11 protein-coding genes and 1 pseudogene are annotated in these 11600 nt (G+C 68.8%); 11 read left to right on the top strand and 1 reads right to left on the bottom strand.

Features of this window, described 5'->3' with window-relative positions; all coding sequences use genetic code 11:
• The coding region (locus SCWH03_RS30000; protein WP_371872808.1) for a DUF5372 family protein at positions 1-65 on the bottom strand (65 nt) is incomplete at its 3' end.
• Between the two features lie 11 nt (positions 66-76).
• Between SCWH03_RS30000 and SCWH03_RS29710 the strand changes: the two genes are divergently transcribed.
• The 11 genes and pseudogenes from SCWH03_RS29710 (at position 77) to SCWH03_RS27660 (ending at position 11486) form a co-directional block, all read left to right on the top strand.
• Positions 77-343: an integrase core domain-containing protein gene (locus tag SCWH03_RS29710; protein ID WP_371872807.1), complete on the top strand. Its 267-nt coding sequence runs from the start codon at positions 77-79 to the stop codon at positions 341-343.
• Positions 344-1038: 695 nt separating this feature from the next.
• Positions 1039-2709: a sodium:solute symporter family protein gene (locus tag SCWH03_RS27705; RefSeq protein WP_173267574.1), complete on the top strand. Its 1671-nt coding sequence runs from the start codon at positions 1039-1041 to the stop codon at positions 2707-2709.
• 11 nt (positions 2710-2720) lie between these two features.
• Positions 2721-3068 carry a hypothetical protein gene (locus SCWH03_RS27700; RefSeq protein WP_254077078.1) on the top strand — a complete coding sequence of 116 codons (348 nt, stop codon included), beginning with the start codon at positions 2721-2723 and terminating at the stop codon, positions 3066-3068.
• Positions 3069-3473: 405 nt separating this feature from the next.
• On the top strand, positions 3474-4844 hold the full coding sequence (locus SCWH03_RS27695) for an MFS transporter (protein ID WP_173267572.1): 1371 nt from the start codon (positions 3474-3476) through the stop codon (positions 4842-4844).
• Positions 4845-5047: 203 nt separating this feature from the next.
• Positions 5048-5206: a helix-turn-helix domain-containing protein gene (locus SCWH03_RS27690; RefSeq protein WP_173267570.1), complete on the top strand. Its 159-nt coding sequence runs from the start codon at positions 5048-5050 to the stop codon at positions 5204-5206.
• A gap of 155 nt (positions 5207-5361) precedes the next feature.
• Positions 5362-6933 (top strand): GMC oxidoreductase, encoded by a 1572-nt coding sequence (locus SCWH03_RS27685; protein ID WP_254077077.1) that lies wholly within the window; start codon positions 5362-5364, stop codon positions 6931-6933.
• A gap of 137 nt (positions 6934-7070) precedes the next feature.
• Positions 7071-7379, top strand: a pseudogene (locus SCWH03_RS27680) (gamma-glutamyltransferase); the annotation flags it as partial.
• Positions 7380-7544: 165 nt separating this feature from the next.
• Complete coding sequence (locus tag SCWH03_RS27675) at positions 7545-8183, top strand: hypothetical protein (RefSeq protein WP_173267577.1); 639 nt, start codon at positions 7545-7547, stop codon at positions 8181-8183.
• A gap of 406 nt (positions 8184-8589) precedes the next feature.
• A complete protein-coding gene (locus SCWH03_RS27670; RefSeq protein WP_173267566.1) occupies positions 8590-8820 on the top strand; it encodes a ferredoxin in 231 nt (76 codons plus the stop codon).
• Complete coding sequence (locus SCWH03_RS27665; RefSeq protein ID WP_173267564.1) at positions 8810-10204, top strand: NAD(P)/FAD-dependent oxidoreductase; 1395 nt, start codon at positions 8810-8812, stop codon at positions 10202-10204. The genes SCWH03_RS27670 and SCWH03_RS27665 overlap by 11 nt, the downstream gene beginning before the upstream one ends.
• Positions 10205-10232: 28 nt before the next feature.
• Positions 10233-11486: a cytochrome P450 gene (locus SCWH03_RS27660; protein ID WP_173267562.1), complete on the top strand. Its 1254-nt coding sequence runs from the start codon at positions 10233-10235 to the stop codon at positions 11484-11486.
• The last annotated feature ends 114 nt before the right edge of the window (positions 11487-11600 follow it).

Here is an 11600-nt window from a genome sequence, read left to right as displayed (position 1 = left end):
CAGCACTGACGGCGCTCGATGAACTCCAACTCCCGTCCAAACAGCGGGTGGAACGGGTGCGTCACCCGCACCCCGCCTGCATCTCCAGAGTCCGGAACCTGAGCAGTCGACGGATCACGCCAACGCCCTGATGGAGTCGGTGATCGGCCTGTACAAGACCGAATTGATCAAACCCCGGCGGCCCTGGAAGACACTCTCCCAGGTCGAGTTGGCCACTGCTGAATGGGTCGACTGGTACAACCACCGGCGGCTCCGCGGTGAGACAGTCCGCATTCCGCCCGTCGAGTACGAAGCCGGCTACTACACCGAATCCACGAGACCCCAGATCATCACCACAATCTGAGATCTCTAACGAACCCGGGACGATTCATTGACCAAGCCCGTGGCTCCCCGGTGATCCTTCTGCGTAGGGAACAGAAATGATCAACCAGGACCACGGGCGTACTGCCTCCAGGGGTGACAACCACACTACTGGTCACGAATTGTGACAGACAGTCAGTGCGGACGCCGACCTGCACCGCTCAAGTTCGAAGACCCCGATTACCTGGTCTTGGGCCAAAGCCCCGCCCGGAGGCCAGATGGATCAGCTGAAGTGGTACCTGCCGCGTGTCGCTTGCCCGGTTCCGGTAGGACCGCCAAGGTGCGGGTATGCATTCGACTGCGGCCCCGAAGGAAGGTCTGTTCGGCGCATCGCCGTCGACCAGGGCGGCGTCATCCCGTGGTCGGCCCGACCTCCGTGCGTGCCACCGTACCGGCCGCAACTGCGCCGTCCTGTCCGGCGGCGGCCCACCCGCCCAACAACAGCGCGTCGGGCCCGTCTCCCGCTCTATCGGGATATGCCGAGCGGCTCCGCCCGCGCGCCTGCACCCCCGGGCGCCGATCCCGGCCTGATGAGAGCGCACACGGCTGTACTGCGCCCTACCGGAGACCTCCACGCCGCTCGCGTACGCAAGCGGTCCGAGGGGCCGGTTCTGTGAGAGCGCATCAGCAGACCTGTAATCCCGACCGGCCTGTTCGTCGTGGGAAGTGGACGATCACATGCACTACCTCGCACAGGAGTTGCGACTCCCCACCAACGCACTCGACTACGCAATCCTCGGGATCTATTTCGTGGTGGTGCTGGCCATCGGATTCGCAGCCCGTCGCAGTGTGCGCACCAGCCTGGACTTCTTCCTGGCCGGCCGGTCGCTGCCCGCATGGCTCACCGGTCTGGCGTTCATCGCGGCCAACCTGGGAGCCACCGAGATCCTGGGAATGTCCGCCAACGGCGCACAGTACGGTGTGTACACGGTCCACTGGTACTGGATCGGCGCTGTGCCGGCCATGGTCTTCCTCGGCCTGGTGATGATGCCGTTCTACTACGGCTCCAAGGTCCGGTCCGTCCCGGAGTTCCTGCGCCACCGCTACGGACCGGCCTCTCACCTGCTCAGCGCGGTCATCTTCGCGGTGGCTGCGCTGCTGATCGCAGGCGTCAACCTGTATGCCATGGCGATCGTGCTGGAGGCCCTGATCGGTTGGCCGCAGTCGCTGGCGATCGTCGTCGCGGGCCTCTTCGTGCTCATCTACATCACCCTCGGCGGACTCTCCTCGGCGATCTACAACGAGGTGATGCAGTTCTTCGTGATCCTGGCTTCCCTCATCCCGCTCACGGTCATCGGGCTCAGGCAGGTCGGCGGCTGGTCCGGTCTCATGGATTCCTTGACCCAAACACAAGGTGCGGAATTCCTCACAGCGTGGGACGGGACGGGAGTCGGCTCCCCGAACCCTCTGGGCGCCAACTGGCTGACCATCGTTCTCGGCCTGGGCTTCGTGCTGAGCTTCGGCTACTGGACCACCAACTTCGCCGAGGTGCAGCGCGCGCTGTCCGCCAGGAATCTCTCCGCCGCCCAACGCACTCCGCTGATCGCTGCCTATCCGAAGCTCTTGATTCCACTCATCGTGGTCGTCCCGGGGCTGATCGCCCTTGCGACCGAGCCCACTCTTGGCCAGCCCGGGAGCGATCTGCAGTACAACGACGCGATCCCGGTACTGATGCGCGACCTGCTGCCCAACGGTGTCCTCGGACTCGCCATCACCGGCTTGCTGGCCGCGTTCATGGCCGGCATGGCAGCCAACGTCTCCTCCTTCAACACCGTCTTCACCTACGACATCTGGGGCCAGTACGTGCAGCCGGGACGCCCCGACCGGTACTACGTGACGACGGGACGCGTTGTCACCGCGATTGGTGTGTTCGTCGGGATGGGGACCGCCTTCATCGCCTCGTCCTTCAATAACATCATGAATTACCTGCAGACGCTGTTCTCGTTCTTCAACGTCCCGCTGTTCTGCGTCTTCATCTTGGGCATGTTCTGGAAGCGGGCCACGGCCGCGGCGGGTTTCTGGGGCCTTCTGTGCGGCACGCTGGCCGCGATGATCAACTACTTCTGGCTCTACGAACGCGGAGTCGTCTCGATCCCCAGCGACCAGGGCGCCAACTTCGTCTCCGCCATCGTCGCCTTCTGCGTCGGCGGGGTCGTGGTCGTGGCGGTGTCCCTCTTCACCCAACCGAAGCCCGTCGAGACGCTTGCCGGCCTGGTCTACGGCACCCGATCGCCGGGCATGGCCGAACCGCCGTCCCGGGGCGACGACGCCTGGTACCGCAAGCCGGCGGTGGTGGGCTGGGGAGCGATCATCCTGGCAATCCTGTGCTACATCCCCTTCTCCTTCTGAGGTGATCAGTCGTGAGCGAGTCCGAGAGCGGGTCCGAATTCCAGCAACGGATCGAGGAACTGGAACGGATCGAGGAACTCGAACGGCAGTCGGCCTCCGCGTCGCGGCTGTTCGATCTGCGGCTGGTCCTCGGATCCCTGTTCGGGGTCTACGGCATCATCATGACCGTCGCCGGGATCACCGCCTCCGACGCCGCGATCGCCAAGGCTGCGGGCATCAACATCAATCTGTGGTCTGGAATCGGCATGCTGGTGCTCGGGGGGCTCTTCCTCCTGTGGACGAAACTCGGCCCGGTCCCTCCTCCACGGTCTGGCGACCGGCCCCCGGAGAACCGCCGGCCCCCGGAAGCCGGTGAATGATTCACCCGGGGGAGCGAGTCCCGGGGGGCAGGCCGCCGTCGGCCCCGCAGGAAGCAGGACTACTGCGCTGGTTTGCGGCGTCGGGAATCCGCCACCCCTGCCCCGACCCATCACGCGGGTCAGGGAGGGCATGCCCGGGGTCCCCGGGAGCAACCGGGTCTTCGTGATCGAAGCAACCTGGTGTTCGGCTATCCGGTCGGGCACAGCATTCCGACGCCACCGGCGATCGGGGCGCTCGGCCCCCGCCCTCGCTGAGCGAGATGAGCGGCCGAGGCGGCAGGCTCATCGGCGCCATGCACACGCTCCGTCCGCCCGCGCCCGTGCGGCCCGGCTGTGTCAAGGGCACCGGCTCCTCGCTCACCGTCCGCGCCCGTCCCTCTCCCCCCGACCGCGGAGTTGACTCCTGTGTCTCGAGACGTCTCTGCCCACGCCGGGCCCAAACTCATGGCGGCACTGGCCGGTTCGCAGTTGCTGATCGCCCTGGACTTCTCGATCATCTACATCTCGCTCCCCGACATCGGTGAAGACCTCCGCTTCTCCGGAGCCTCCCTGCAGTGGATCGTCAGCGCCTACGCGATCTTCTTCGCCGGATTCCTGCTGCTGGGCGGCCAACTGGTGGACGCACTCGGCGGAGGACGCGTCTTTCTCGCTGCGCAGTCACTGTTCGCGCTGGCCTCCATCGGGGCGGCGGTGTCAGGAGCGGCCCTGCCGCTCATCGCGGCCCGGGTGTGTCAGGGCATCGCGGCAGCCTTGCTGGTGCCCGCCGCACTCGCACTGATCAATGCGGCGTACCCCCCGGGGCCGGCCCGGAACCGCGCGCTGAGTATCTGGGGGGCCACGGGCGCGATGGGGCTCGCGCTGGGGGTGGTCCTCGGCGGTGTTCTCCTCACCCTCGCATCCTGGCCGTGGATCTTCTGGATCAATCTGCCGATCATCGCTGGCTGTCTGCTCGCAGCAGGGCGTCTTCTGCTCAGTCCGGCGGGCGGCACCCGGCACTCTCTGGACATCCGTGGCGCGGTGCTGGCGTCCACCACCCTGGTGGCGATTGTCATGTCGCTCACGGAAATCGCCCGCGAGGGGACCTGGTGGCTGGAGGTGGCCACCACGACAGGCGTGGCGTGTGTGACCGGGACGCTGTTCTGGCTGGACCAACGCCGCAGTTCCCGCCCGCTCATCCCTGCCATGCTCTACAGCGTGCGAACGCTCCAGGTCGCATGCCTGGCTTCCGCTCTCTACTGGGCGAGCTTCGGGGCGGAGTTCTTCTTGTTCACCCTGTACCTGCAGAATGAAAGCGGATATACCCCCCTTGCCGCCGGCCTCGCCTTTCTTCCCCTTGCCCTGACCATCGGGGTGGGCAACATCGTCACCGGTGTGCTCGCCGGGCGCTGGGATCTGCGGCACCTCCTCGCTCTGGCTTACGGCATCGGTGCGTCCGGGCTGGCCGTCCTGGCCTACGCCGCGTCCTCATCGGGTGAGTACATCACGGCGATCCTGCCGGGTGTCCTGCTCAGCGGGCTGGGACAGGGGATGGCCTTCGCCGGGACGTTCATCACCGGTACGCGCGACCTGCCGCCAGAGAGGAGCGGGATGGGCAGTGCCCTCATCAACACCACGCAGTACACGGGCGGTGCCATCGGACTCGCCCTACTCGTGGTCATTCTCGGGCCGAAGCCAGACGCGGGTGATTTCGCGCTCGCGTTCTCGGTGACGGCTGTGATCGCGCTGGCCGTGGTCGCCGCGGTCTGGGCGTTCCTGCCGCCGGCCAAGCCCCGATGACCTCGTTGTTCGCCAATCCGCTCGGGGCGCGCGGATTGGTGTGGCCGCTGATTCCAAGCCTCCTTCGGCCGCATGTGCGGGAACCCTCCCACGCGATATTCTGGAAGCGGCGATTGCCGGATAGTGCCGCACAGGGCTTGACTGGTTGGAGCGGCGGGAACATGGGGTTCCCCCGATATCCGGGGATGGGTGGTCAGGGTGTCATGAGAGGAGCGCAGACGATGCGGGCGCCGAGGAAGCGCCCGCTGGTGTTGCGTGAGCGTGCGGTGCGGATGTGCCGGACCGCGGAGCCGAAGCCCGTGATCCGCCGCATGGCCGGGGAGTTCGGCGTGCACCACGGGGCCCTGCGCAACTGGATCTGACTGCCGGGCCGAGGCCGACACCGGCGGCCGAGGCGGCATGCCCACCACCGCCGAGTGTGCGGAGCCCGCCGCCCTGCGCAAGGAGAACGCCCAGCTCAAGCCGGGGAACCTCAACACGACCCGAGCGAGGTGTCATGTCGCATACGGACTATCGCGTGGACGTCCTGATCGTGGGGTCCGGGCCGGTCGGTGCCAGTTTCGCCCGCACATTGGTGGGAGCCGGTATCGACGTCCTCATGGTGGAGGCAGGGGCTCAGCTCGCCCGAAGGCCCGGGTCGAATCTGAAGAACATCTACATCTACCAGCGTGACAACAACCTCTTCTCCTCGGTCATACGCGGAAACTTGTACACGCTTTCCGTTCCCGACAGTGCGCATGCCGAACTGGCAGTCGATCCGGCGGGCGCCCACGGGCTGCCGACGAACTGGGGCTGCGCCCGGCACAACGAGAACCCCGATCAGGATCCGTACCGGAACATCCCAGCCGCTTCGGCCTCCTACGCAGTGGGCGGCATGGCCACGCACTGGACCTGCGCGACTCCACGTCACCATCCGGTTCTGGAGCGTTATGGAGGAATCGGTTCGGACGAATGGGACCGCTGCTACACCGAGGCCGAGGCACTTCTCACCGTGAGCAACCGGGAGTTCGAACACTCGGTCCGGCAAAGGCTGATCATCGACGCGCTGCGGGACGAGTTCAGCGAACTTCCGGAGCAGTACGCGGTACAGAGCCTGCCGCTGGCGGTCAAACGCCGTGGCGGAGAAGGTGGGATGGTGACATGGGCCGGCGCCGACACGGTTCTCGGGGACATCGCTGAAGGCAACGCCCACTTCTCACTTCTGCCGCAGCATCTGTGCACCCGACTCGTGCCGGACTCCGCGGGGACCCGGATCGACCACGCCGAAGTGAGGGATCTCGAAGGGGCCCGAGAGCTCAGTGTCGCCGCGGACCACTTCGTGGTCTGCGCCGGTGCGGTCCTCACACCGCAGTTGCTCTGGGCGTCCGGGATCCGCCCGGATCCGCTCGGCCGCTATCTGACCGAGCATCCGATGGCATTCTGCCAAGTGGTACTTCTCGATAGGTTGTTGGATCGCCTGGGCACGGATCCGCGCTTCGCTCCGGACGTGCAGCGGCACCGCGACCTCTTCCCTGACGACCATGTGCCCGTACCGGTGGGCGACCCTGAACCGAGCGTCTGGCTACCGCTCTCCGAGGGGCGTCTGTGGCATGGTCAGATCACCCGTGACGCCCTCCAGTTCGGTGTGGAAGTACCGCATGTCGACGACAGGCTGATCGCGGACCTGCGGTGGTTCGGGCTCGTCGACCCCCGACCGGAGAACAGAGTGACCTTCTCCGACAGACATACGGACATCCACGGCATGCCGCAGCCAACCTTCGACTTCTCGTTCAGCGATGACGACGCCGCCCGTCAGCACGCAATGATGGAGGACATGCTCCGGGCGGCCACCGCGCTCGGCGGGTTCCTACCTCAAGCCGAGCCACGGTTCACCACGCTGGGCCTGCCCAACCACATCGCCGGAACGGTCCGCATGGGCAAGGACCCGCGGATCAGCGTAGTGAACAACGACTCCCGGGTCTGGGGCTTCGACAACCTCTATCTCGGAGGGAACGGGGTCATCCCTACGGCCACTGCTTCGAACCCCACGCTCACCAGCGTCGCCATGGCACTCAAAGCGGCGCACCATCTCACGGGGCGCTTGAAATGAGACGGGGCGGTTGAGATAGGCCCGACTCTGTCGGGGATCTTGGAGTTTCCCGGTGCGGCAGCGTGGTCGACGGGCATGCTCGTATCCCGCCCGGCGACCGGACCGGCGCGCCCCCCCCACGGCCGTGGACGTCGGAGGGCCGCGGCAGGCCGACGACGTACGAGGGAGAGAGCACCACCCACCTCACCGTCGCCGACCGGTGGGGCAACGTCGCCGCCTACACGCTGACGATCGAGTCGACCGGCGGCAGCGGCATCACGGTGCCCGGCAGGGGCTTCCTGCTGAACAACGAGCTGACGGACTTCTCCTTCGCCCCCGCCGACCCGGCCGTGCACGACCCGAACCCCCCCGGCCCCGGAAGACGGCCGCGCTCCTCCATGTCCCCCGCGATCGTGCTGGACGACCGCGCCAGGCCGGTACCGGCACTCGGCTTCCCCGGCGGTGCGGCCGGAGCGGGGTCACCGAGTTCACCCTCGTGGGCGGGCCCGGGTGGCGCTCCCCGGCCCTCCCGCTGCTTGCTTGAAGGGACGGGGATACCGGTCCAGGGCAGATACCGAGCCGAGACCGGAGCAGAGACCGGGGCAGGGGAAGGGACAGAAGGCGAGCGGCCCATGGATCCGAGCAGGGAGCGACTGCGCACCCCTCGCGCTGCGGGGCTGGCCGGGATCGTCTTCGCGGTGCTGCTGGCGGCCGCGATCGTGCTGATGCGGTTGGCGATCCCCGAAGGCGCCGCCGACCTAGGCGGCGACGCTCTCGGCCCCGACCAGCGGCGTGCGGTGCGCACGGCACTGGAGCTGGTCCCGTTCGCCGGGATCTTCTTCCTGTGGTTCATGGGCGCCCTGCGGGCGCAGGTGGGGAAGCGGGAGGACCAGCTGGTCGCGACGGTGTTCCTCGGCAGCGGCCTGGTGTTCGTGGCCACCATCTTCGGGGCCGCTGCTGCGGCGGGCGGCATCCTCGCCGACCAGCAGCCTTCGGCGTTCGGCCGCGACTTCGCGTACACGCTGCTGACCACGTACGCGATGCGGATGGCCGCCGTGTTCATCTTCGCGACCTCGACCATCGGCCGCCGGCTCGGCGTGATCCCCCGGCCGCTCACCGCCATCGGCTACGCGGCAGGCCTGGTGCTGCTGTTCGCAGGCCCCAGCTTCCCGTGGTCGGAACTGGTCTTCCCGGCCTGGTCCGCGATGATCGGCGCCCATCTGCTCAGGGTCCGGATGAGGTCCCGGCCGCAGCAGGCCGAGCTGCCCTGAACCGCTGTGCCGGGGTGGTCCCCATCCGTACCCCTACCCTCCGTGGCCGGTGTGGCCGGTGTGGCCGGTGTGGCCGGTGCGGGCGGTAGGGGTACGGTGCGGGCGGTGAGCAGCCGGGTTCCGGCCCGGCCCGCCGCCCCGTCTCGGCCCGGTGCCGAGTGATCTGCCCGTCGGCACCTCCGGTGTCGCGGCCCTGCCTGCCCGGCCTCAGGCCGATTTCCGGCCCCGGCTCCGGCCGCATGAGACGGCCGGCGAGCGGTACCGGCCCCGGTACGTTCGCCGTCCGCTTCCCTTTCGGCTCCCTCGTTCCGTGCCCCCTTCGGCCCGCCCCGGCGAGCGGGACCGCCCCGGCGCCCGCATGCTGGTCCAGGGGGAGTGACGAGGCAACGGGAAGGGCTGATCCGTCGTGAGAGTTGTCGTTGATCTCAACCGGTGCCAGGGGTACGCGCAGTGCGCCTTCCTCGCCCCGGACGTCTTCGAAATGCACGGCGAGGAAGCGCTGCTGTACAAGCCCCGGCCCGACGAGGCGTTCCGGGAGGAAGTGGCCCGGGCCGTCGCCGCCTGTCCCGTGCAGGCGATCCTCGTGGACCGGTTGGACGAGGCCGTGACCGCCGGGGAGGCGTCCGATGCCCGCTGACGGATACCTCGAACGGCTCAAGCGCGACGGCCGCATCGTCGTCGTCGGTGCCTCCCTGGCCGGACTCAGGGCCGCGGAGACGCTGCGGACGGAGGGCTTCGCCGGCACGCTCACCATGGTCGGTGACGAGCCCTACGAACCGTACGACCGGCCCCCGCTCTCCAAGGGGGTCCTGCTCGGCAGGACCACTCCGGACCACACCGCCCTGCCCCGGCGCACGGCCCTGGAGGCCGACTGGCGCCTCGGCACGGCCGCCACCGGGCTGGACATGGCCGCCAAACGCGTCCGGCTCGCCGACGGCGAGGAAGTCGAGTACGACCGGCTGCTGATCACCACCGGGGTCCGCGCCCGGCCGTGGCCGCACGAGGGGGAGGCCGGCCTCGACGGGGTCTTCGTCCTGCGGACCCGTGACGACGCCACCGCGCTGCACAAGCGCCTCGTGGACGGGCCCCGCCGGGTGCTCGTCATCGGCGCGGGCTTCACCGGCTCGGAGATCGCCTCCGCCTGCCGCGAGCGGGACATCCCCGTGACGGTCGCGGAACGCGGCGCCGCGCCCCTCGTCGGCGCGCTCGGCGGGGTCGTCGGGGCGGTGGCCGCCGAGCTCCAGCGCGAGCACGGGGTGGATCTGCGCACGGGCGTGATGGTCACCGGGCTCGAGGGGGACTCGGCCGGGCGGGTGCGCGCCGCCCACCTCTCCGACGGGTCCTCCGTCGAGCCCGACATCGTGGTCGTCGCGCTCGGCGCGACGCGCAACACGGAGTGGCTCGCCGGATCGGGGCTCGGGGCAGGTCCTCGGGGCATCGCCTGCGACGCCGGCTGCCGGGCGTTCGACATCCGGGGCATCGTCACCGACGACATCTTCGTCGCGGGTGACGTGGCGAGGTCTCCGCACCCGCTCTTCGGGTACCAGTTCCTGTCGCTTGAGCACTGGGGCAACGCCGTCAGCCAGGCCGAGACCGCCGCGCACAACATGCTCTGCGCGAGTGTCGACCGCCGCCCCCACATGTGGGTACCGGCCTTCTGGTCCTCCCAGTTCGGCGTCAACATCAAGTCGGTGGGCGTGCCGTCCATGGGGACGGAACTCCTTATCTCCCAGGGCTCGCTCGCCGAACGGCGGTTCGTGGGGGTGTACGGCTACCAGGACCGCGTCATCGGTGCCGTCACCTTCGACCAGGCGCGCTGGCTGCCGTTCTACGAGCATCTGATCGAGACGACGGCGCCGTTCCCGCCGTCGTTCCCCACGGTGGACCGCCGGCCGGAGGGAGCGCGGTCCGTGCCGGCCGAGTTCCCCGACCCGTCGGTGCCCACCCACGGACCGACCGTCACCCTCAGCGGCTACTCGCCGGCCGACCGGCGCATGACCTTCACCCCCGGCCGGCACTGACGCCGTGAGCGAGCGCAAGGAACCCGCCATGACCCAAGGCAGCCTGCTGCGGCAGATCCTCCGGTACGAGAACCGCCACGACCCGTACCCCCTCTACGCGGAACTCCGCAAGACGCCGGTGCTGAACGAGGACGACGCGTACGTCGTGAGCACCTACCGCGAGGTCCTGACCCTGCTGCACGACCCACGGGTCAGCTCCGACACCCGCAACATGACCCGGTCCGCCGGCATCGACCTGCAGGACCAGCAGGACCCGCAGGACCAGCAAGAGGGGGAGGCGACGCTGCCCCCCAGTTTCATCCGGCTCGACCCGCCGGAGCACGACCGGCTGCGCCGCCTGACGAACACCTCCTTCGGGCCGCCCCACGAGCCGCACCGCGTGCACGAGATGCGGGGCGAACTGGGCGCGATCGTCTCGGACCTGATCGGGGGCATTGACGGCACGGGCCGCATCGACCTGGTCGGGCAGTTCTCGTACCCGTTCCCGGTGACGGTGATCTGCCGTCTGCTCGGTGTGCCGCGCGAGGACGAGTCGCGCTTCCACGGCTGGGCCGACACCCTCGCGGCCAGCCTGGACCCGATGCCCGGGGAGGACCCCACCGAGCGGAACAGGGCCTTCCAGCAGGCCCGTACCGAACTCGGCATGTACCTGGCCGGGCTGATCGAGGAACGGCGCAGGAACCCGCAGAAGGACATGCTCTCCGAACTGGCCACCCTCAACGGGCCGGACGGTTCGATGTCCACGATGGAGCTGCTCAGCACCGCCGCGCTGCTGCTGGTCGCCGGCCACGAGACCACCGTGAACCTGATCACCAACGGCATGCTGACGCTGCTGCGCAACCCGCAGGTGCTGGAGCGCCTGCGCGCCGACCCGGACCTGTCCGTCCCGCTCGTCGAGGAACTGCTGCGCTTCGAACCGCCGGTGCAGCTGGTACCGAACCGCACCACTCTCGCGGACATCGAGATCGCCGGAGCCACCATCCCGAAGGGCGCCTCCCTGTGGCTGGTGGTGGCCGCGGCCAACCGCGACCCGCTGCGCTTCGAGGACCCCGACCGCTTCGACCCCGACCGCGAGGACGTCCGCCATCTGGGCTTCGGCAGCGGGGTCCACAGCTGCTTCGGCGCCCCCCTCGCCCGGCTGGAGGCCCAGATCGCGCTGAGCGAACTCGCACGCCGACTGGTCAACCCCCGGCTGCTCGAGGACCCGCCCGAATACCGCAGCAACGCGGTGCTGCGCGGGCCCCGCCATCTGCCGATCGCCTGCGACGACATCAGGCCGTGACGGCGGCGCCCCGCCGAGCGCTCGCCCCGGTGCGAAGAGTCCGGGTCCCGGCTCCGCACGGGCCCTCGTGGCACCGGCCCGCGTGGCACCGGCCCGGGGCGCCGGCGCGGCGTC

Source organism: Streptomyces pacificus (assembly GCF_011766325.1).
Classification (GTDB): domain Bacteria; phylum Actinomycetota; class Actinomycetes; order Streptomycetales; family Streptomycetaceae; genus Streptomyces; species Streptomyces pacificus.
This window is presented reverse-complemented; position numbering and strand designations above follow the sequence as displayed.